20 protein-coding genes are annotated in these 20654 nt (G+C 55.4%); 7 read left to right on the forward strand and 13 right to left on the reverse strand.

The window, feature by feature from the left end; translation table 11 throughout:
* Positions 1–287: 287 nt before the first annotated feature.
* Entirely contained in the window at positions 288–1361 is a 1074-nt protein-coding gene (locus L463_RS10090) for an acyltransferase family protein (protein ID WP_023296315.1), read from the reverse strand.
* 256 nt (positions 1362–1617) lie between these two features.
* Between L463_RS10090 and lolC the strand changes: the two genes are divergently transcribed.
* The 5 genes from lolC to cobB are packed head-to-tail and all read left to right on the forward strand — an operon-like array spanning position 1618 to position 6557.
* Positions 1618–2817 carry a lipoprotein-releasing ABC transporter permease subunit LolC gene (gene lolC / locus L463_RS10085; RefSeq protein ID WP_032104501.1) on the forward strand — a complete coding sequence of 400 codons (1200 nt, stop codon included), beginning with the start codon at positions 1618–1620 and terminating at the stop codon, positions 2815–2817.
* On the forward strand, positions 2810–3511 hold the full coding sequence (gene lolD, locus L463_RS10080; RefSeq protein ID WP_015570809.1) for a lipoprotein-releasing ABC transporter ATP-binding protein LolD: 702 nt from the start codon (positions 2810–2812) through the stop codon (positions 3509–3511). Before lolC ends, lolD begins: the two co-directional genes overlap by 8 nt.
* A complete protein-coding gene (gene lolE / locus L463_RS10075) occupies positions 3511–4755 on the forward strand; it encodes a lipoprotein-releasing ABC transporter permease subunit LolE (protein WP_017384711.1) in 1245 nt (414 codons plus the stop codon). Before lolD ends, lolE begins: the two co-directional genes overlap by 1 nt.
* Positions 4756–4809: 54 nt before the next feature.
* The gene (gene nagK, locus L463_RS10070; RefSeq protein WP_023296317.1) at positions 4810–5721 is read left to right on the forward strand and encodes an N-acetylglucosamine kinase; all 912 of its coding nucleotides are present in this window, start codon (positions 4810–4812) and stop codon (positions 5719–5721) included.
* A gap of 14 nt (positions 5722–5735) precedes the next feature.
* The gene (gene cobB, locus L463_RS10065) at positions 5736–6557 is read left to right on the forward strand and encodes a Sir2 family NAD+-dependent deacetylase (RefSeq protein ID WP_006809226.1); all 822 of its coding nucleotides are present in this window, start codon (positions 5736–5738) and stop codon (positions 6555–6557) included.
* A gap of 34 nt (positions 6558–6591) precedes the next feature.
* Here cobB and potD read toward each other — a convergent pair whose 3' ends face one another.
* Genes potD through potA form a run of 4 tightly spaced genes read right to left on the reverse strand, consistent with a single transcriptional unit; the run spans position 6592 to position 10400 of the window.
* The gene (gene potD, locus L463_RS10060) at positions 6592–7626 is read right to left on the reverse strand and encodes a spermidine/putrescine ABC transporter substrate-binding protein PotD (protein WP_015570806.1); all 1035 of its coding nucleotides are present in this window, start codon (positions 7624–7626) and stop codon (positions 6592–6594) included.
* Complete coding sequence (gene potC, locus L463_RS10055; RefSeq protein ID WP_015570805.1) at positions 7623–8414, reverse strand: spermidine/putrescine ABC transporter permease PotC; 792 nt, start codon at positions 8412–8414, stop codon at positions 7623–7625. Before potC ends, potD begins: the two co-directional genes overlap by 4 nt.
* On the reverse strand, positions 8411–9268 hold the full coding sequence (potB, locus tag L463_RS10050; protein WP_015570804.1) for a spermidine/putrescine ABC transporter permease PotB: 858 nt from the start codon (positions 9266–9268) through the stop codon (positions 8411–8413). Before potB ends, potC begins: the two co-directional genes overlap by 4 nt.
* On the reverse strand, positions 9252–10400 hold the full coding sequence (gene potA, locus L463_RS10045) for a spermidine/putrescine ABC transporter ATP-binding protein PotA (protein ID WP_162837914.1): 1149 nt from the start codon (positions 10398–10400) through the stop codon (positions 9252–9254). The genes potB and potA overlap by 17 nt, the downstream gene beginning before the upstream one ends.
* Positions 10401–10637: 237 nt before the next feature.
* On the opposite strand from potA, the gene pepT reads away from it, so the two are divergent.
* A complete protein-coding gene (gene pepT, locus L463_RS10040) occupies positions 10638–11861 on the forward strand; it encodes a peptidase T (RefSeq protein ID WP_006809220.1) in 1224 nt (407 codons plus the stop codon).
* Positions 11862–11951: 90 nt separating this feature from the next.
* Here pepT and L463_RS10035 read toward each other — a convergent pair whose 3' ends face one another.
* From L463_RS10035 to phoP, 3 genes are all read right to left on the reverse strand, one after another.
* Positions 11952–13073 carry a ribosomal protein uL16 3-hydroxylase gene (locus tag L463_RS10035; RefSeq protein ID WP_017384706.1) on the reverse strand — a complete coding sequence of 374 codons (1122 nt, stop codon included), beginning with the start codon at positions 13071–13073 and terminating at the stop codon, positions 11952–11954.
* 91 nt (positions 13074–13164) lie between these two features.
* On the reverse strand, positions 13165–14628 hold the full coding sequence (gene phoQ / locus L463_RS10030) for a two-component system sensor histidine kinase PhoQ (RefSeq protein WP_015570801.1): 1464 nt from the start codon (positions 14626–14628) through the stop codon (positions 13165–13167).
* Positions 14629–15300, reverse strand: coding sequence for a two-component system response regulator PhoP (phoP, locus tag L463_RS10025; RefSeq protein ID WP_026094318.1), 672 nt, complete (start codon positions 15298–15300; stop codon positions 14629–14631).
* A 403-nt stretch (positions 15301–15703) separates the two neighbouring features.
* Here phoP and L463_RS10020 point away from each other — a divergent pair, with 403 nt between their 5' ends.
* Positions 15704–16168, forward strand: a complete 465-nt coding sequence (locus tag L463_RS10020) for a hypothetical protein (protein WP_169802402.1) — start codon at positions 15704–15706, stop codon at positions 16166–16168.
* A gap of 86 nt (positions 16169–16254) precedes the next feature.
* On the opposite strand, the gene purB is transcribed toward L463_RS10020, so the two are convergent.
* The 5 genes from purB to rluE are packed head-to-tail and all read right to left on the reverse strand — an operon-like array spanning position 16255 to position 20590.
* Positions 16255–17625, reverse strand: a complete 1371-nt coding sequence (gene purB, locus L463_RS10015; protein WP_017693620.1) for an adenylosuccinate lyase — start codon at positions 17623–17625, stop codon at positions 16255–16257.
* A 19-nt stretch (positions 17626–17644) separates the two neighbouring features.
* A complete protein-coding gene (hflD, locus tag L463_RS10010; protein WP_006809213.1) occupies positions 17645–18274 on the reverse strand; it encodes a high frequency lysogenization protein HflD in 630 nt (209 codons plus the stop codon).
* Between the two features lie 27 nt (positions 18275–18301).
* The gene (gene mnmA / locus L463_RS10005; protein ID WP_032103856.1) at positions 18302–19414 is read right to left on the reverse strand and encodes a tRNA 2-thiouridine(34) synthase MnmA; all 1113 of its coding nucleotides are present in this window, start codon (positions 19412–19414) and stop codon (positions 18302–18304) included.
* Positions 19415–19454: 40 nt separating this feature from the next.
* Positions 19455–19928, reverse strand: coding sequence for an NUDIX hydrolase (locus L463_RS10000; RefSeq protein ID WP_015570797.1), 474 nt, complete (start codon positions 19926–19928; stop codon positions 19455–19457).
* A complete protein-coding gene (rluE, locus tag L463_RS09995) occupies positions 19928–20590 on the reverse strand; it encodes a 23S rRNA pseudouridine(2457) synthase RluE (RefSeq protein WP_023296320.1) in 663 nt (220 codons plus the stop codon). The genes L463_RS10000 and rluE overlap by 1 nt, the downstream gene beginning before the upstream one ends.
* Positions 20591–20654 lie beyond the last annotated feature (64 nt).

Below are 20654 nucleotides of genomic sequence, written 5' to 3' on the forward strand. Positions count from 1 at the left end.
CGTGGCCTGCATGGATGCAGGCTCATGCCCGACCCGATAGCCGGAAGGAATAAGCCGAGGGTATCGCGAAGCGACGATTTACCGCCGGGAGCCCGGGTTGCCAGGGTGGTGGCGACTGAGCCACCCTGGCACGTTCACCGCTCGTGCGGTTATAGAATAGCAAGGAACATAAGGTGAACGGAACGAGCACCACAGCTGTATGTTCACCCTCACCCCAGCCCTCTCCCATAGGGAGAGGGAGCCGTCTGTGCAGGCCTTATTTTGTAGCCCGTATGGGACAGGGTTAGTTAGCGGGTCGTGGGCACGGGCGAAAGCCGCGCGGGAGGGGAGAAGAAAAGATCGCCAAAGAGGGCGGTCGAGAGCTTACGTGCCCCCAGCCCAACCAGCGTGCAGACGAGCAGGCTGATAAATGGATAAACCAGAATCAGCGTTAACTCCGCCCAGATCGGCCAGTACGCCGCATTCATTTCGCGGATCAGGAGCAGGCTAAATGCCTCGATTAAAATGCGGTGGGTGGTATATATCGCGATGGTGTTTGAACCGATGACGTTCAGCAGATTATTGGGATGAACGGCATAACGCTGCTCGAAGCTGTAAAAGAGCTTCATGATAACCACGATTGACAGCAGAGAGAGCGGCAGAGGGACGTTAGCGAACCACAGCACCACAGACACCGCACCAGAGGCGATGAGGATCAGCCAGCTGCGGCGCAAATTCATCCCTTTCATCCACGCCATCAACTGCGCGCCGTACCATGCGCCGAGGCTGTAGTAGACCATGTTGCGCACCACGCTGTTCATTCCCCACCACGGTAACGGCAGGAAGTTGATGGCGATGCTTGCCAGCGCCAGAAGCCCCAGCATCGGCAGTTTCCAGCGGCTCAGCAGCTTACAGAGCGTAAAGTAGACCACTAAGGCGTACAAATACCATAGGCTGGTGCTGGCCGTGAGCATTCCCCGTACAAACCCTGAAACGGAATCGGCGTAGGCCGCATTGGATGCTGTCGCCAGCTCTCGCTCGGGGGCGAGCCAGGCATTCAGATGAGTCAGCGCCTGCCATTGCAGGACGCCCCACAGGGCCAAAACCCAGACAATGCTCCAGATCCGCTTGTCGAGACTGGTGCGCCAGTTCACCTCGTCAATATATCGACGGATCAAATAGCCGGAGATAAAGAAAAACACCGGCATACGGAACGGGGCAAGGTAAAGATTAAAGTAGACCCAGCATTTGGCGAGCAGGCCCGATAACGGATGCTGTAGCCCGTCCAGGTGAGGATAAAAGGTGATCACCGAGTGGTAAATCACCACCAGGCAGATGCACAGACCTTTTATCTGGTTAATCCATAATGCTTTTTGTTTCATTGTGCGTGACGACCTTGTTGCCATAAACGAAAGGACGATTGTTGTAAAATGAAACCCTGATGTAACGGGTAACAGTCTGTATCAGGACGATTTTCGGAAAAGGTGGAGGCTGTCTGGCGGAAGTTCAGTCAGTAGCATGATGATTTATCTGAATTTTTCGGAAAAATGATTACCGAATCTTACGGTTTCAGTCATTTACGCTTAGCGGATTCGCTTATATACTCGTGGGTCTGCTATCAGCAAACAGACGGATTTCATGTATCAACCTGTCGCACTCTTTATAGGCTTACGTTACATGCGTGGGCGCGCCGCGGACCGCTTCGGTCGCTTTGTCTCCTGGCTTTCGACTATTGGCATTACGCTTGGCGTGATGGCACTGGTGACGGTGCTTTCCGTCATGAACGGCTTCGAGCGCGAGCTGCAAAACAATATCCTGGGGCTGATGCCGCAGGCCGTTCTCTCTTCCACTCAGGGTTCCCTTAATCCGCAACAGCTGCCGGAAAGCGCGGTGAAGTTACAGGGTGTCACGCGCGTTGCGCCGCTCACGACGGGCGATGTGGTGCTGCAAAGCGCCCGTAGCGTGGCGGTCGGGGTGATGCTGGGTATCGATCCGGCGCAAAAAGATCCGCTGACGCCGTTCCTGGTCAATGTGAAACAAACCGACCTGGAAGCGGGTAAATACAACGTCATCCTCGGCGAGCAGCTTGCCGGGCAGCTCGGGGTCAACCGTGGCGATCAGCTGCGCGTGATGGTGCCGTCAGCCAGTCAGTTTACGCCGATGGGGCGTCTGCCAAGCCAGCGCCTGTTCAACGTGATTGGCACGTTTGCGGCGAACAGCGAAGTTGATGGTTACCAGATGCTGGTTAACATTCAGGACGCCTCGCGTCTGATGCGCTACCCGGCGGGAAATATCACCGGCTGGCGTCTGTGGCTTGATGCGCCGCTGAAGGTGGATACCCTTAGCCAGCAGACGCTACCGGAAGGGACGAAATGGCAGGACTGGCGCGACCGGAAGGGCGAACTGTTCCAGGCCGTGCGCATGGAGAAAAACATGATGGGGCTGCTGCTGAGCCTGATCGTGGCCGTTGCCGCGTTTAATATCATCACCTCGCTCGGGCTGATGGTAATGGAGAAGCAAGGCGAAGTCGCCATTCTGCAAACCCAGGGGCTGACTCCGCGCCAGATCATGGCGGTATTTATGGTCCAGGGTGCCAGCGCTGGCATCATTGGCGCGCTGCTCGGCGCGGCGCTGGGGGCGCTGCTCGCCAGCCAGCTCAACAATCTCATGCCGATTATCGGCGCGCTGCTTGATGGCGCGGCGCTGCCGGTGGCAATCGAGCCGCTCCAGGTGGTCGGTATTGCGCTGGCCGCGATGGCCATTGCGCTGCTTTCTACGCTTTATCCTTCCTGGCGGGCTGCCGCCACTCAACCCGCTGAGGCTTTACGTTATGAATAAGATCCTGTTGCAGTGCGACAACCTGTCCAAACGCTATCAGGAAGGCACTGTGCAGACCGACGTGTTGCACAATGTGAGTTTTAGCGTGGGCGAAGGCGAGATGATGGCGATTGTCGGTAGCTCTGGCTCCGGTAAAAGTACGTTGCTGCACCTGCTTGGCGGGCTGGACACGCCAACCGAAGGCGATGTGATCTTCTCCGGGCAGCCGCTGAGTAAAATGTCGTCTACGGCGAAAGCCGAGCTGCGTAACCGCGAGCTGGGCTTTATCTATCAGTTCCACCATCTGCTGCCGGACTTTACGGCGCTGGAAAACGTCGCAATGCCGCTGCTGATTGGTAAAAAGAAACCCGCGGAAATTAATGCCCGCGCCAGCGACATGCTAAAAGCGGTAGGGCTGGGTCATCGCGGAAATCACCGTCCGTCTGAGCTTTCCGGCGGTGAGCGTCAGCGTGTGGCCATCGCCCGTGCGCTGGTCAACAACCCGCGCCTGGTGCTGGCGGATGAACCGACAGGTAACCTCGATGCGCGTAACGCAGACAGCATTTTCCAGCTTCTCGGCGAACTGAACGCCGCGCAGGGAACCGCGTTTCTGGTGGTCACCCACGATTTACAACTGGCTAAGCGGATGGGGCGTCAGCTGGAAATGCGCGACGGTCGTCTGAATGCTGAACTGACGCTGATGGGAGCGGAGTAATGGCTTCACCGTTATCGTTACTCATCGGGTTACGCTTTAGCCGCGGTCGTCGCCGGAGCGGGATGGTATCCCTTATCTCCGTGATCTCCACCATCGGTATCGCCCTGGGCGTGGCGGTGTTGATCGTGGGCTTAAGCGCCATGAACGGCTTTGAGCGTGAACTGAATAACCGCATTCTGGCCGTTGTCCCCCACGGTGAAATCGAGCCGGTTAACCAGCCGTGGTCCAGCTGGCGTGATGCCCTTAACAAAGTGGAAAAGGTGCCCGGCATTGCGGCGGCTGCACCTTACATCAACTTTACCGGGCTGGTAGAGAGCGGGGTAAACCTGCGCGCCATTCAGGTGAAAGGGGTAAATCCTCGTCAGGAAGAGCGTCTGAGCGCGCTGCCGCGCTATGTGCAAAATGGCGCATGGGCAAACTTTAAGGCTGGCGAGCAGCAGATCATCATGGGCAAAGGCGTTGCCGATGCGCTGAAGGTGAAGCAGGGCGACTGGGTCTCGATCATGATCCCGAACGCCAGCGCTGATCACAAATTGCAGCAGCCTAAGCGCGTACGTCTGCACGTCACCGGTATTTTGCAACTGAGCGGCCAGCTCGACCACAGCTTCGCGATGGTGCCGCTGGAAGATGCGCGCCAGTATCTGGATATGAGCGACAGCGTGACGGGCATTGCCATTAAGGTTAACGACGTCTTCAACGCCAATAAACTGGTGCGTGACGCTGGCAGCGTGACCAATAACTATGTCTACATCAAAAGCTGGATCGGCACTTACGGGTATATGTACCGTGATATCCAGATGATCCGCGCGATTATGTATCTGGCGATGGTGCTGGTGATTGGGGTGGCGTGTTTTAATATCGTCTCGACGCTGGTCATGGCCGTTAAGGATAAGAGCGGCGACATCGCCGTGCTGCGTACCTTAGGGGCGAAAGACGGTCTTATTCGCGCGATCTTCGTCTGGTACGGTTTGCTGGCGGGGCTGTTTGGCAGCCTCTGCGGCGTGGCGATCGGCGTGGTGGTTTCCCTTCAGCTGACGCCGATTATCAACGGGATTGAAGCGCTTATTGGCCATCAGTTCCTGTCAGGCGATATCTATTTTATTGACTTCCTGCCGTCTGAACTGCACTGGCTGGACGTTATTTATGTGCTGGTTACAGCACTTTTACTGAGTCTGCTGGCAAGCTGGTATCCGGCGCGTCGCGCAAGCCGAATTGATCCGGCGAGGGTATTAAGTGGCCAGTAATTTCGTCATGGTTTAGCGGTCTTTTGGCCGCTGAATCAAACAGAGGAATGCATCATGTATTACGGATTTGATATTGGCGGCACCAAGATTGCGCTCGGCGTGTTCGATAAAGACCTTAAGCTACAATGGGAAACCCGCGTACCCACGCCGCGCGAAAGCTACGATGAATTTTTAACCGCCATTGCCGCGCTGGTGGCGCAAGCGGATGAACGCTTTGGCGTCATAGGCAGCGTCGGCATTGGTATTCCGGGTATGCCCGAAACCGACGATGGCACGCTGTATGCCGCCAACGTTCCTGCCGCCAGCGGCAAACCGCTGCGTGCCGATCTCTCTGCTCTCCTTGAGCGCGACGTGCGCTTAGACAACGATGCCAACTGTTTTGCTCTCTCAGAGGCCTGGGACGACGAGTTTCGTCGCTATCCGCTGGTGATGGGGTTGATCCTCGGAACCGGTGTGGGGGGCGGGATAATCATTAACGGTAAGCCCATTACCGGGCGCAGCTACATTACCGGCGAATTTGGTCATATCCGTCTGTCGGTGGATGCGCTGGATGTTGTCGGACGTGATTTCCCGTTGATCCGCTGCGGTTGTGGTCAGCACGGCTGTATTGAGAGTTACCTTTCAGGCCGTGGGTTTGCATGGCTTTATGAACACTTCTATCATCAGAAACATGACGCCCCCCAAATCATTACCCTGTGGGAACAAGGGGATGCGCAGGCGCGAGAGCACGTTGAACGCTATCTCGACCTGCTGGCCGTGTGCCTGGGGAATATCCTGACCATCGTCGACCCGGATCTGCTGGTGATCGGGGGAGGGCTGTCAAATTTCACTGCGATTACGGAACAGTTGTCCGGGCGTCTGCCCCGACATTTATTGCCGGTCGCCCGCGTGCCGCGCATTGAGCGTGCGCGACACGGGGACGCAGGAGGCATGCGCGGAGCCGCATTCCTTCATCTCACCGATTAGTTTACGAGGTTATTATGCTGTCGCGTCGCCAGGGTCGACTCAGCCGTTTTCGCAAAAATAAACGCCGCTTACGTGAACGCCTGCGTCAGCGGATCTTTTTCAGAGACAGGATGATGCCAGAAGCGATGGATAAACCCAGAGTGGTGGTGTTGACCGGGGCGGGGATCTCCGCCGAATCCGGTATTCAGACCTTCCGCGCGGCGGACGGACTGTGGGAAGAACACCGAGTTGAAGATGTGGCGACGCCGGAAGGTTTCGCCCGCGACCCGGCGCTGGTGCAGGCGTTCTACAACGCCCGCCGTCGCCAGCTTCAGCAGCCGGAGATTGCGCCGAATGCGGCGCACCTGGCGCTGGCAAAGCTGGAGGAAGCGCTGGGGGATCGTTTTCTGCTGGTCACGCAGAACATCGACAATCTTCACGAAAGGGCCGGAAACCACAACATCATTCACATGCACGGCGAACTGCTCAAGGTGCGGTGCGCATGGAGTGGTCAGGTGCTGGACTGGAAAGAGGACGTGCTGGATGAAGACCGCTGCCACTGCTGTCAGTTCCCTTCGCGTCTGCGTCCGCATGTGGTCTGGTTTGGCGAAATGCCGCTGGGAATGGATGAGATCTACAGCGCCCTGGCTATGGCGGACGTCTTTATCGCCATTGGCACTTCGGGACATGTCTATCCGGCGGCAGGATTTGTTCACGAAGCGCGACTGCAAGGTGCCCATACGGTGGAGCTTAATCTGGAGCCAAGCCAGGTCGGGAGCGAGTTTGAAGAGAAACATTACGGTCTGGCGAGCGAGGTGGTGCCAGCCTTTGTGGATAAACTCCTGAAGGGGCTGTAAGAGTAACGGGCGACATTGCGTCGCCCGTTGTGCATTAACGGCCTGCTTTTAGCTTCTGATAATACTCTTCATACAGGCGGCTCGCGTCACCGACGTCGTTCTGCCATTCCCCTTTGCTGATGGTTTCAGCGTCCGGATAAAGCGATTTATCATTTGCCACTTCAGGGCTTAACAGCTTCCGCGCGGCCAGGTTTGGCGTCGGGTAGCCGATGGTTTCCGCCACCTCTTTTGCCACATCCGGGCGCAGCAGGAAATTGATCAGCTTCAGGGCGCCCTCGACGTTTTTCGCATTCGCCGGGATCGCGAGGCTGTCCATCCAGAAGATGCCGCCCTCCTTCGGCCAGACCACCTCCAGCGGCGTCCCGGCCTGACGCGCCACAAACGCAGAGCCGTTCCAGACCATACCCAGATTCACTTCACCTTCCATATACGGGTTAGCCGGGTTATCCGAGTTGAACGCCGCCACGTTTGGCATCAGCTTTTTCAGTTCGTTATACGCCGCTTCGATCTCTTTCGGATCGGTGGTGTTACCGGAATAGCCGAGTTTACGCAGCGCAACCTGGAACACTTCGCGCGCATCGTCGGTTAACAGCAGGCTGCTTTTGTATTCCGGCTTCCACAGGTCAGCCCAGGATGAAACCGTTTTTGGATCAATGGCATCGCTGTTGACGCCAATTGCCGTCGCGCCCCAGATGTACGGAATGGAGTAGTCGTTGTTCGGGTCGAACGGCTTGTTTAGCATCTCAGGATCGAGGTTTGAAAAATTGGTTAGCTTCGTTTTGTCGATCTTCTGGATCATGCCTTCTTTGCGCATCTTGTCGACGAAATAGGTCGACGGCACCACCAGGTCATACGCGCCATCTTTATAGGTTTTGAGCTTGGCGTACATGGTTTCATTCGACTCGTAGGTCGAATAGATCACCTTGATGCCCGTCTCTTTGGTGAACTGCTCCAGCAGGCCCGGCGGCACATACTCGGTCCAGTTGTAGAAATAGAGCGTTTTGCTGTCATCAGCATGCGCGGCGCCCATTCCGAGCACCAGTGCCGCAGCGGCAAGCATTTTTTTCATTTCTGTGTCCCCTGAGATTTTGTTTTATCACGAGCAATAACCTGGCTGGCAATTACCAGAACCAGCGATAACACCAACAGAATAGTCGCCAGCGCGTTCACTTCGGGTGAAACACCGACTTTAACCATTGAGTAGATCTTCAACGGCAGAATTTCATAGCTCGGCCCGGTGACGAAGGAGGACACGACCACGTCGTCCATCGACAGGGTAAAACTGAGCAGCCATCCTGCTGCCACGGCGGGCATCGCCAGCGGCAGAATGATTTTGCGCAGAATGGTCATCTCGCTCGCACCCAGATCTTTCGCCGCTTCCAGCATGCGTACGTCGAACCCTTTCAGACGCGCGTAGACGGTTACCACCACAAACGGCAGACAGAAGGTGATATGCGAGAACAGCAGCGACCAGAAACCGAGCTGGACGCCCAGCAGCATAAACAGCACCAGCAGTGAAATGGCCATCACGATATCCGGGGACATCATCACCACAAACAGCATGCCACTGACGAACGGCTTACCGCGAAAACGGTAGCGGTACAGCGCCACGGCGGTCAGTGAGCCAATCAGCGTCGCGAAGGTGGCAGAAAATACCGCCATCGTCAGCGAGTGCTGAGCGGCCTGTAGCAGGCTGTCATTGTTCATCAGCAGGCCATACCATTTGGTGGTAAACCCTTGCCAGTTGATCCCGAAGCGTGAGCTGTTAAAAGAGTTCACGATCAAAATGATTATCGGAATATAGAGATACGCATAAATGGCGGTCATAAAACCGCCGCGAAGCAGTCGACCGATCATTCCAGCTCCACCTTCTTATTCAGCAGGCGTGATGCACGCCAGTAAACCAGCAGCATCAGCCCCATCACCACCGTCAGCGTTATGCTGGTGGCCGAGCCGAACGGCCAGTCGCGGATATTCAGGAACTGGCTCTTAATCACGTTACCGATCAGCAGGTTTTTCGCCCCGCCCATCAGGTCCGATACGTAGAACAGGCCCATCGCAGGCAGCATGACCAGCAGACAGCCGGCGATAATACCCGGCATGGTCAGCGGAATAATGATGCGGACAAAGGTTTGTAACTTACTGGCGCCCAGGTCTTTCGCCGCTTCCAGCAGCGGCTTATCGAGCTTTTCAATGCTGGAGTAGAGCGGCATCACCATAAACGGCAGCAGGATATAGACCAGGCCGACAATTACCGCGCCCGGGGTGAACATGATGCGGATCGGCGTCTCGATCACCCCCAGCCACAGCAGGAACTCGTTCAGATAACCTTTGGTGCTGAGAAAGATTTTCAGCCCGTAGATGCGGATTAACGAGTTGGTCCAGAAGGGTACAATCAGTAAAAACAGCAGCAGCGGCCGCACTTTTTGCGGCAGGCGGGCCAGGAACCAGGCGAATGGATACCCCAGCACCAGACAGGCGAGGGTGGCAATCAGCGCCATATTGAGCGAGTGCAGCAGCACGTCAAAATAGAGCGGATCGAGCAGGCGCGCGTAGTTGTCCAGCGTAAAGACCATCGTCACGAAGTTCGCGTCGTCGCGGGTCAGGAAGCTGGTCACGATGATCATCAGGTTGGGAAGAAAGACAAACAACACAAGCCAACCGACGATCGTGGCAATCACCACATTCTGGAACTTACTTGTGTTCTTCATCAGCCAGTACAACCTCCCAGCTTTCTACCCAGTTGATGACCATTTTCTGATCCAGCGAGTGGTCGAAGTCCGGATCGTCCTCGTTAAAGAACTCGCTGACCATCACCATTTTGCCGTTTTCCAGTTCCACAACGGATTCGAGGGTCATCCCTTTGTAGTTGCGTTCGCGAACGTAACCGATCAGACCTTCGACGTCAGCCGTGTCGTGGATCTCATCAACGCGGAGATCTTCCGGGCGCAGCAGGACGTTGAGCTTTTGACCCTTCTCGACGGCAAAGTTGACGGTAATATTGCATTCGCGGCCTTCCACGTTCGCGCGAACGCGCTGCTCGTCCAGACGCTCGATCACCGTGGCGTTAAAGATATTGATTTCGCCAATAAAGCTGGCGACGAACAGGTTTTTCGGCTCTTCGTAAATTTCACGCGGGGTGCCATCCTGCTCAATCTTGCCGTCGCGCATCACCACGATACGGTCTGACATGGTCAGGGCTTCTTCCTGATCGTGCGTGACAAACACGAACGTGATGCCGAGCTTACGCTGAAGCGCTTTCAGCTCGTTCTGCATCTGCTTGCGCAGCTTGTAGTCCAGCGCAGAGAGGGATTCATCCAGCAGGAGCAGGCGAGGTTTGTTGACCACGGCGCGGGCAATGGCCACACGCTGCTGCTGACCACCGGAAAGTTGATGCGGCTTGCGCTGGGCGAACGCCTCCAGCTGTACCATGCGCAGGGCTTCGGTAACCCGAGGTGGGATCTCGCTGGCCGGTGTTTTTTGCATCCGCAGGCCAAACGCCACGTTCTCAAACACGGTCATGTGCGGGAACAGGGCATAGCTCTGAAAGACGGTATTGACGTGGCGATCTTCGGCTGGAACCTGGGTTATGTCCTGGTTCTCAAGATGGATATGGCCGTTATCGACGCTTTCCAGCCCGGCGATAAGGCGCAGGACGGTGGTTTTGCCGCAGCCGGAGGGGCCGAGCAGCGTGAGAAACTCACCGTCATTGATGGTCAGATTAAGGTCGGAAATGACATCTTTGCCATCGAAACTTTTACGAATTCGTTCCAGTTGCACCAGCGGTGAAAGGGAACGGGGTTGTGTATTCAATTTTCGCGCTGTCCCATATAGACGCCTCAGGCAGCAGACTGAAGCGGGGTTTGTGTGTAACCACCTTGGTGACTCGTAATGAGGGCGGACATTCTACGGCAAACCCATTGAATCGCCAATCCTTCTCACTTATTCATAAGCTACATTTATTAACGCACAACGATATAAACGTAAAAAGTTCTCGTTTGCGGGATAAAAGTGACCTGACGCAATATTTGCGTTTTGCTGCTTAATGATAATGTTGTCACAAAAAGTGAGGGTGACTGCATGGATAAACTACTTGAGCGTTTCTTACATTACGTTTCGCTGGATACCCAATCTAAGCCGGGGGTCCGACAGGTGCCAAGCACCGAAGGCCAGTGGAAGCTGCTAAATCTGCTGAAAGAGCAGCTGGAGGCCATGGGGCTGGTTGATGTCACGCTCAGCGAAAAAGGGACCGTGATGGGAACGCTGCCGGCGAATATTGACGGCGATATCCCGGCAATTGGCTTTATTTCTCATGTCGATACCTCACCTGATTTTAGCGGTAAACACGTAAACCCGCAGATTGTTGAAAACTACCGCGGCGGTGATATTGCGCTGGGCATTGGCGACGAAGTGCTGTCGCCGGTGATGTTCCCGGTACTGCATCAGCTGCTGGGGCAGACGTTAATCACCACTGACGGCAAAACCTTGCTGGGGGCCGATGACAAAGCGGGCATCGCCGAGATCATGACGGCGCTGGCGGTGCTGAAGGGCAAAAATATCCCACATGGCGATATCCGCGTGGCCTTCACGCCGGATGAAGAGGTTGGAAAAGGCGCAAAACACTTTGACGTTGAGGCGTTTAACGCGCAGTGGGCCTACACCGTCGACGGTGGCGGCGTGGGTGAACTGGAGTATGAAAACTTTAACGCGGCATCGGTAACGATCAAAATCGTCGGGAATAACGTGCACCCGGGGTCTGCGAAAGGGGTGATGGTGAATGCGCTGTCGCTGGCTGCGCGTATTCATGCGGAAGTGCCCGCCGAAGAGAGCCCGGAGATGACGGAAGGGTATGAGGGTTTTTATCATCTGACCAGCATCAAGGGGACCGTGGACAGCGCGCAGATGCACTATATTGTCCGCGATTTCGACCGCAAAGCCTTTGAAGCGCGCAAACGTAAGATGATGGAGATCGCGAAAAAGGTCGGCAAGGGGCTGCATCCGGATTGCTATATTGAACTCATCATCGAAGACAGCTATTACAATATGCGCGATAAGGTGATGGAGCATCCGCATATTCTTGATATCGCCCAGCAGGCGATGCGCGATTGTGACATCGAGCCGGTGATGAAACCGATCCGTGGCGGTACCGATGGTTCACAGCTGTCGTTTATGGGCCTGCCGTGCCCGAACCTGTTTACCGGTGGATATAACTACCACGGCAAGCATGAGTTCGTGACGCTGGAAGGGATGGAGAAAGCGGTGCAGGTGATCGTGCGGATAGCGGAGTTAACCGCGAAGCGGTAATGTTTTATGCCGGGTGGCGGCTACGCCTTACCCGGCCTACATTTCGATCGTAGGCCCGGTAAGCGCAGCGTCACCGGGCATTAAAGCGGCTCAGTCCTCAAAAAACCAGTACCCGCTGTTCACCAGCGCGGCCAGCATGGCGAGGAAGGAGGGATCGTCCAGTGCGTCGCCAAAGGTATCCGCAGTCAGCACCATATGGCTGGCAATCGCTTCCAGCGCCGGGCGATGCGGAGAGTCCAGGCGCTCGCCGTTGACGAATACCTCTTCGCCAATGCGTAGTACGCGTAATCCGCCCAGACGAACCAGCTTATCGCCCTGCTGGAGCGCATCATAAATTTCATCTGCCTGATACGGCGGCTCTGGCGGTGCGACGTCCAGTTCGTGACGCGACTGGCTGATAAACTCGCCAAACCACTGTCTGAAGTGCTCCGGTTCGTTGATCAGATCCAGCATCATCCCGCGCAGCTTATCCAGCTCCTCTGGCAGAATATCCGCCGGGTGCTCACGCGCCGGAACGTCCGGATCGCTGTAACGGTAGCTGCCCAGCTCACGCTGTAAAACATAGTCAGCAAATCCGCTGATCATCTCGCGCCCGCTTGGCGCGCGGAAACCAACCGAATAGTTCAGCGAGTTCTCCAGGGAATAACCTTCATGCGGGAAGCCCGGTGGGATATAAAGAATGTCACCTGGCTCCAGCTCTTCATCAATGATCCCTTCAAACGGATCAACCTGAAGCAGATCCGGGTGCGGGCAGTGCTGCTTCATTGGCACTTTTTCGCCCACGCGCCAGCGACGGCGACCGGTACCCTGAATGATAAACACGTCGTACTGATCCAGATGCGGACCCACGCCGCCACCGGGAACGGAGAAGGAGATCATCAGATCGTCCATTCGCCAGTCTGGCAGGGCGCGGAAGGGACGCATTAAGGCTGCGGTGGGTTCGTGCCAGTTGTTGACCGCCTGCACCAGTAAAGACCAGTTGTTTTCGCCCAGATGATCGTAGCTTTCAAAGGGACCGTGGCTGACCTGCCATTTCCCGTCCTGGTGGCTCACCAGACGGCTGTCTACCTCGTTTTCCATCGCCAGACCAGCGAGTTCGTCAGGAGAAATAGGGTCGATAAAATTGCTGATCCCGCGTTTAAGAACGACCGGGCGTTTTTGCCAGTAACGTTCAATAAATTCGGGCCAGTTAAGCGTTAATTGATAATCCATATTTTTGTATTCCGCAGGCTCTTACTGAGACGGATTATAACGGAAGCACCGCCCCCTGACTGCGAGATCCGCGTATTTTTCACATTTCGGGTCAACTATCGTTCGATACGGGATGCTGGCGGCCAAAAATGACTTCCATACGGGCACCGCCCAGCAAACTTTCACCGGTTTCAATCTTGCCCTCGTACTGATCGACGATTTCCCTGGCGACGGATAATCCGACGCCCTGGCCTGGCCGCAGCGTATCGGCGCGCTGGCCGCGATCGAACACCACTTCGCGTTTATTACGGGGAATGCCAGGACCATCATCCTCAACGATAATATGCAGTTCGTTATCCGTTACCCGCGCGGACACCTCGACAAACTCCAGACAATATTTGCAGGCGTTATCGAGCAGGTTTCCCATCACTTCCATAAAGTCATTTTTCTCACCGACAAAGCTAATTTCCGGTGAGATATCCAGACTGATGTTGACCCCTTTACGCTGGTACACCTTGTTCAGCGCAGAGGTGAGGTTATCCAGCAGCGGGGCTACCGGGTGCAGTTCACGGCTCAACAGAGCGCTTCCGGAACGCATGCTCGCGCGGTGCAGGTAATAGCCGATCTGCTGTGAAATACGGCTGATTTGTTCCAGCATCACCGGCTCGGCGTCATCCACGCTCATTTTCGAACTGCGCATGGAACGCAGGGTACTCTGCATCACGGCCAGCGGGGTTTTCAGGCTGTGCGTAAGGTCGGTGAGCGTCGTGCGATACTTGTCGTAGCGTTCACGTTCGCTTTTCAGCAGGCGGTTGAGGTTGCGCACCAGGCTGGTCAGCTCACGCGTGGTCTCCGGGTTTAGCTTCTCGCGGTGATGTTCCTCCAGCTCGCGCACCTCTTTGGCAAGGGATTCAATCGGGCGGAGGCTCCACCACGCAGCAACCCACAGGAGAGGGATCACCAGCAGCAGGTTGGCAGCCAGAACATACACAAACCAGTTCCAGACCATATACGAGCGTTTCAGCTCAACCGGTATGGTATCGATCACCACAATGGTTAACTGCGGCATGTTCAGGGTGGCGGGGTAAAGGTTGATGGCCACAGAGTGGGTCATCTCCGTGTCGTCATCTTCGGCACGGATCTCATTAAGCTTGATCTGTAAGGCGCGATCGTCACGCAGCAGGCTGCTGGTGGAGTTGAGGTCGGCTTCTATTTCATGAAAACCGTTGGTTTTCAGCCATTCCGGACGGATGCGCTTTTTCAACCACGGGACATCGCGCTGGGCCCACAGCAATTTCCCTTTTTCATCATAGATCAGCGCCAGCGTCGGGCTCTGCTGATTCAGGTTTTCCGGCATCTCGACGGTGATTCGGTTGTTCTCCCACTTCGCCAGGGTATAAAACAGGTTACTTTCGCCGCGAAGCAGGCGGAAGGTGGTTTTATCGAAGCTCACGCTATAACCGACCAACGCCACCATCCCGTAAGAGAGCGACAGCACCAGCACGACGGCGGCGGTTGCCAGCAAAAAGCGAACCCGCAGCGAAAGGGGTAAAATGTGGCGCAATATCCCTTTCATTTAGCGTAATTCGAACAGGTAGCCCTGACCACGCACGGTGGTGATCACGTCATGCGGGTACTGCGCCTGAATTTTTTTACGCAGGCGACCCATCAGCACGTCAATGGTGTGGCTTTCGCGCAGCTCGGCATCCGGATAGAGCTGAAGCATCAGGGAATCTTTGCTCACCACTTTACCGTTGTTACGGATCAGCGTTTCCATGATGGTGTATTCGAATGCGGTCAGCTTGATCACTTCATCATTAATAGAAAATTCACGGCGGGAGAGATCCACCTGGAACGGCGGCAGAGAGATCACCTGCGACGCCAGCCCGCTGTTGCGGCGCAGCAGCGCCTGCATACGCGCGGCGACTTCTTCAATATGGAAGGGTTTGGTCACGTAGTCATCCGCGCCAGCGCTCAGGACTTCAACCTTGTCCTGCCAGCCTTCGCGGGCAGTCAGCACCAGCACCGGCAGGGAAACATCATGGCTACGCCAGCGGCGGATAAGGGACAATCCGTCTTCATCCGGCAGCCCTAAATCGACAATGGCGATGTCCGGCAGGTGTTCATTGAGATAATAATCGGCCTCTTTTGCGTCTTCAGCATCGTCCACCTGATGACCCATCTCCTGAAGTTGAACTTTCAGGTGATGACGTAGCAATGCGTTATCCTCAACAACCAGTACGCGCATCATCACTTCTCCCTTTATAAATGGTATGAATAGTTTAACGCTGATTATTCAGGTTGACACCAGCGCAATGAAATTAAATGATTTTTTCATGCTCCCGAACACAGGGGGGGATGACGCCAGGCACCTGATTAGTAAGTATGTTGACCTGAGCCTGGTTCATATCACCCACCCAACTCACGTAAGCCTCATGCGTCCCCAGCAGGCGCGGGTAATATAAACTGACTTGTTTTCGCAAGCTTTCGCAATCCCGATAAAACAGCCATCCGTTTATGAACTGTTGAAGGCGAGTCGCTTTTTGGACAGCACGGGCACGCCAGTTTTGTAAATATTGCCCTTTTTTTTGTAAGGATGTTCTCACTATGCCTGGCTTTGTCTACGCTTATTTTATGGTGCGAAATTAGATTTGCATAAGATGTGCCAGAAAAGCAGCATTTTTACACAACAAAACAGCAATATAGCGAGTAAAGAGGACTTTATGGAATGGAAGGTTGTTGAGACTATTGCGAGCCCGGAAAGCGGAACCATCTTTTGCAAAGTTGAAACACAGTATGGCCTGAATTATATCCTGTGGTTAAAGGGAGATTATTACGTTCGTACAGGTGAAATCATCACCACTTCAAACCAGGGGATCCTGATTAACGATCGGCGGCGTAGAGTATGGATAGCGCAGGCAATGCCCTTTACATCAATAGGCTGGATGGGGTTCAAACAGAAAAACGCGTGTCCAGGCAACCGACAGGAGATGGATCGCCTGTGCACGGCTGAAACCCCGTGCCAGTTCAAACTGTGCCCGTTCGGCTTAAAACGGTATATTCCGGAAAGTTATTCCACGGCAAAAAATAACAATCAGCCTGACGGCAGGCTCTAATCCCGGCAAAACAGATAATGTGACGTGAAATGTCGGCTCGATGATGTAAAGCAGCCCCCTTTCCGGGTGGAAAGGGGGAAGGGCGATTACTTCAGCTCGTCAACCATAGCGATGGCACGGCCAATATAGTTTGCCGGGGTCATCTCTTTCAGGCGCGCTTTTTCTTCTTCTGGCAGCGCCAGACCGTCGATAAACTGTTTCATACCTTCAGCATCAACGCGTTTACCGCGGGTCAGCTCTTTGAGTTTCTCGTACGGTTTTTCGATGCCGTAACGACGCATCACGGTCTGAATCGGCTCCGCCAGCACTTCCCAGTTGTGATCCAGCTCGTCCAGCAGACGGTCGCGGTTAACTTCCAGTTTGCTCACACCTTTAAGGGTGGACTGGTAGGCGATCAGCGCGTAGCCAATACCTACGCCCAGGTTACGCAGCACCGTGGAGTCAGTCAGGTCGCGCTGCCAGCGGGATACCGGCAGCTTGCTCGCCATATGTTGTAACACGGCATTCGCCAGACCCAGGTTACCTTCGGAGTTTTCGAAGTCGATTGGGTTCACTTTGTGCGGCATGGTGGACGAACCGATTTCCCCGGCGATGGTCTTCTGCTTGAAGTGGTTCAGGGCGATGTAACCCCATACGTCACGATCGAAGTCGATCAGGATGGTGTTGAAGCGCGCAATGCAGTCAAACAGCTCGGCGATGTAGTCGTGCGGCTCAATTTGGGTGGTGTACGGGTTCCACTGGATCCCCAGAGAGGTCACAAACTCTTCGCTGAACTGGTGCCAGTCCACTTCCGGGTACGCGGCGATGTGGGCGTTGTAGTTACCCACCGCGCCGTTGATTTTGCCGAGGATCTCAACCTGCTCCAGCTGACGATACTGGCGTTCCATGCGGTACGCCACGTTCGCCATCTCTTTACCCATGGTGGATGGGGTTGCTGGCTGGCCGTGAGTACGGGACAGCAGCGGAATGTCGCGGTATTCCACGGACAGCGCTTTCACCGCATCAATGATTTTACGCCAGTAAGGGAGTACTACCTCTTTCCGCGCGGTAGAGAGCATCAGCGCGTGAGACAGGTTGTTAATATCTTCAGACGTGCAGGCGAAGTGAATAAATTCAGATACCGCGTGCAGGGCAGGGACGCTTGCCACTTTCTCTTTCAGGAAGTATTCAACCGCTTTCACGTCGTGGTTGGTGGTGCGTTCGATGGTTTTAATGCGCGCGGCATCTTCTTCGCTGAACTCAGCAACGATTTTATCAAGGTAATCGTTTGCCTTTGCGTCAAAAGCAGGAACTTCCTTGATTGCTGTCTGGGCGGCCAGCTTTTGCAGCCAGCGTACTTCAACCTGAACACGGAACTTCAGCAGGCCATATTCGCTGAAGATCCCGCGCAGCGCGCTGACTTTATCGCCGTAGCGTCCATCGACAGGGGATACGGCGGTCAGTGAGGATAATTCCATAATTCGCAACTCCGGGAGGTTAACAATGAGCAAGAATTTGTTTTGCCTGAGTCGTCAGGCGATGACGAGAAAACATTAACTGTAGGCGGCCACCGCCGACCTGTTGCCACAGCACGGCGGCACGGATGCCTGCCAGCAGCGAAGCGCGTACCTTCGCCTGTACCTGTGGGCTTTGCAATACGGCAGGCGAACCGGTGACCTGAATACGCGGGCCTAGCGGGCTAATCACGTCAACGTAGATACCGGCCATCGCGCTGAGCAGGGTCTCAGACTGGAGGTCAAAGTGGTCGAGCTGGCGCTGTAGCCCGGCGATGCGGTCGCCCAGGGTATTCATTGCGCCTTTTGCCGCATTAAGCTTACGTTCCAGCACCATCAGGCTTAAGGTGTAGCGGGTCAGTTCCGCGTTCAACCCCTGACGGTTGCTGGCGTTGAGCACGCCGAGCAGAGTTTCAAGACCGAGACGAAGATTGGTTTCACTGCCGCCAAAGACGCCCAGCGTGGAGCCTGGGTTAAGATCGATAACGCTGTTGAGTGAAACGTGCAGGGCATCAGCGTCGCAATGACCCTGATGCGCCAGCTGTTGCACCAGACGGGCTGACTGGCAAATTCCCGCCAGCGCCAGGGTGATGTCGTAATAGTTCTTCGCCACACGGTCTCCTTTATGTGTGCAAACGGTTTAAACAGCAGGCAGCGGCAGGCGCTGTTCAATGATCCCACCGCCGAGGCAAATTTCGCCGCTGTAGAAAACAGCAGACTGGCCAGGGGTAACGGCGGAAACCGGCTCGTCGAAACGCACGTCAATGCGATCGTCATCCAGTGCGGTTACGGTGCAAGGGATGTCCGTCTGGCGGTAGCGCGTTTTCACTGTGCAGCGTAGCGTGCCTTTCAGCGGCTCGCGATCGACCCAGTGCAGCTGTTGCGCGATCAGTCCAACGGACATCAGGCGCGGGTGGTCGTGACCCTGAGCCACAACCAGAATATTGTTTTCGACGTCTTTGTCGACCACGTACCACGGATCTTCGCTGCCCTCTTTGGTGCCGCCGATTCCCAGACCTTTACGCTGGCCGAGAGTGTGGTACATCAGCCCCTGGTGCTGACCAATCTCATCGCCGTCAACGGTGACGATTTTGCCCGGCTGTGCAGGCAGGTAGCGCCCCAGGAACTCGCGGAATTTACGCTCGCCGATAAAACAAATACCGGTGGAGTCTTTTTTCTTCGCGGTGATCAGATCCAGATCTTCAGCAATCTTACGCACTTCCGGCTTTTCCAGCTCGCCGACCGGGAACAGGCTCTGGGCAATCTGTTCGTGGCTCAGCGTATAGAGGAAGTAGCTCTGATCTTTGTTGCCGTCCAGGCCGCGCAGCAGCTGGCTTTTGCCATTCACATCCGCGCGACGCACGTAGTGGCCGGTCGCAATGTAGTCTGCGCCCAGGTCTTCCGCGGCGAATTCCAGGAAGGCTTTGAATTTGATCTCTTTGTTGCACAGGATATCCGGGTTTGGCGTGCGGCCCGCTTTGTACTCTTCGAGGAAGAGTTCAAAAACGTTGTCCCAGTATTCTGCGGCAAAGTTAACGGTGTGCAGTTCGATGCCGAGCTTATCGCACACGGCCTGCGCATCGGCGAGATCCGCAGCGGCAGTGCAGTATTCCTCGCCATCGTCTTCCTCCCAGTTCTTCATGAACAGGCCCTCCACCTTATAGCCCTGTTGCTGCAACAGGTAGGCGGAAACGGAGGAATCGACACCGCCGGACATGCCGACGATTACTTTTTTCTGGCTGTTATCTGACATGGAATACTCACGACATTGAACTTCAAGGCGGCGTATTCTATCACGCCCCCCCACCATTGACACCCTCTGTAAACGGCCAGTTAAACTCTGCAATGATATCCAGCGGCAGGCGCGCCGCAGACTGCCAGCAGCGGATGCTTTCCGCCACCAGCGGCGAACGCAGGTTTGGCGCGTTCAGGATCTCCTCGGCAGTCACCCACAGGCAGCGATCGATATCGTCGTCGTGCGGTTCAGTGGCGCACGTTTCGTTAAGTTCAACGGCGAATAAGAAGCGCAGGAAAGGCGTCTGGTCAGGCGCTATCCACTGATGCATACGGATAAAATGCTGCGGTTCGGCGCGGATACCCGTCTCCTCCCACAGCTCACGGGCTGCCGCCTGGCGTAAGGTTTCATTGGCTTCAAGATGCCCGGCAGGCTGGTTCCACAGCGCTTTGCCGTTGATGGTCTCTTCCACCACCAGGAATTTCCCCTGCGCATGGACCACGCAGGCGACCGTAACATGAGGTTTAAACATCAGTTCTCCTTAGGGGTAACATCCCGCCATTCCCCGTTTGCCAGCGAGTCCAGCGTGTAGCTGCCCATGGCATAGCGAATGAGTCGCAGGGTAGGGTAGCCCACATGCGCAGTCATGCGCCTGACCTGTCGGTTGCGGCCTTCATAAAGGGTTATTTTAAGCCAGCTGGTGGGAATGGATTTCCGCTCACGAATCGGCGGGTTGCGCGGCCACAACCACTCGGGTTCATTCACGCGCTCAATACCAGCCGGCAGGGTGGGACCGTCGTTCAGCGTTACGCCGTTACGCAGTTTTGCCAGCGACGCGTCGTCCGGCTCGCCTTCAACCTGCACAAAGTAAATTTTCCCGGTACGCTTGCCCGGCTGAGTGAGCCTGGCCTGGAGCACGCCGTCATTGGTGAGCACCAGCAACCCTTCGCTGTCACGATCCAGACGTCCCGCCGCGTACACTCCCTGAACGGGAATAAAGTCCTTCAGCGTGCTGCGCCCGGCCTCGTCGGTAAACTGTGGCAATACATCGTAGGGTTTATTGAACAGTATGACCCGCGTTGTCTGGGGTTCTGGCGTTCTTCTGGTGGCTTGTCGTGAGCTGAATCGCTCAACCCGGTGTTTTCTAAAAGAAGTTTTCGTCATGGTATTTTCAGGCGTTATCAATTGCCGCATTATAGCCTAATAACGAAGACCTTTCATGGCGTCGGACAATCAGGTACTATCGGAAGGCTCATTA

Source organism: Enterobacter sp. BIDMC 27, from assembly GCF_000534415.1.
In the GTDB taxonomy this organism is placed as follows: domain Bacteria; phylum Pseudomonadota; class Gammaproteobacteria; order Enterobacterales; family Enterobacteriaceae; genus Enterobacter; species Enterobacter hormaechei_C.

Coding starts and splice junctions, on each gene's coding strand:
- L463_RS10090 (WP_023296315.1), bottom strand. CDS start 1,361: ATGAAACAAAAAGCATTATGGATTAACCAGATAAAAGGTCTGTGCATC.
- lolC (WP_032104501.1), top strand. CDS start 1,618: ATGTATCAACCTGTCGCACTCTTTATAGGCTTACGTTACATGCGTGGG.
- lolD (WP_015570809.1), top strand. CDS start 2,810: ATGAATAAGATCCTGTTGCAGTGCGACAACCTGTCCAAACGCTATCAG.
- lolE (WP_017384711.1), top strand. CDS start 3,511: ATGGCTTCACCGTTATCGTTACTCATCGGGTTACGCTTTAGCCGCGGT.
- nagK (WP_023296317.1), top strand. CDS start 4,810: ATGTATTACGGATTTGATATTGGCGGCACCAAGATTGCGCTCGGCGTG.
- cobB (WP_006809226.1), top strand. CDS start 5,736: ATGCTGTCGCGTCGCCAGGGTCGACTCAGCCGTTTTCGCAAAAATAAA.
- potD (WP_015570806.1), bottom strand. CDS start 7,626: ATGAAAAAAATGCTTGCCGCTGCGGCACTGGTGCTCGGAATGGGCGCC.
- potC (WP_015570805.1), bottom strand. CDS start 8,414: ATGATCGGTCGACTGCTTCGCGGCGGTTTTATGACCGCCATTTATGCG.
- potB (WP_015570804.1), bottom strand. CDS start 9,268: ATGAAGAACACAAGTAAGTTCCAGAATGTGGTGATTGCCACGATCGTC.
- pepT (WP_006809220.1), top strand. CDS start 10,638: ATGGATAAACTACTTGAGCGTTTCTTACATTACGTTTCGCTGGATACC.
- L463_RS10035 (WP_017384706.1), bottom strand. CDS start 13,073: ATGGATTATCAATTAACGCTTAACTGGCCCGAATTTATTGAACGTTAC.
- phoQ (WP_015570801.1), bottom strand. CDS start 14,628: ATGAAAGGGATATTGCGCCACATTTTACCCCTTTCGCTGCGGGTTCGC.
- phoP (WP_026094318.1), bottom strand. CDS start 15,300: ATGCGCGTACTGGTTGTTGAGGATAACGCATTGCTACGTCATCACCTG.
- purB (WP_017693620.1), bottom strand. CDS start 17,625: ATGGAATTATCCTCACTGACCGCCGTATCCCCTGTCGATGGACGCTAC.
- mnmA (WP_032103856.1), bottom strand. CDS start 19,414: ATGTCAGATAACAGCCAGAAAAAAGTAATCGTCGGCATGTCCGGCGGT.
- L463_RS10000 (WP_015570797.1), bottom strand. CDS start 19,928: ATGTTTAAACCTCATGTTACGGTCGCCTGCGTGGTCCATGCGCAGGGG.
- rluE (WP_023296320.1), bottom strand. CDS start 20,590: ATGCGGCAATTGATAACGCCTGAAAATACCATGACGAAAACTTCTTTT.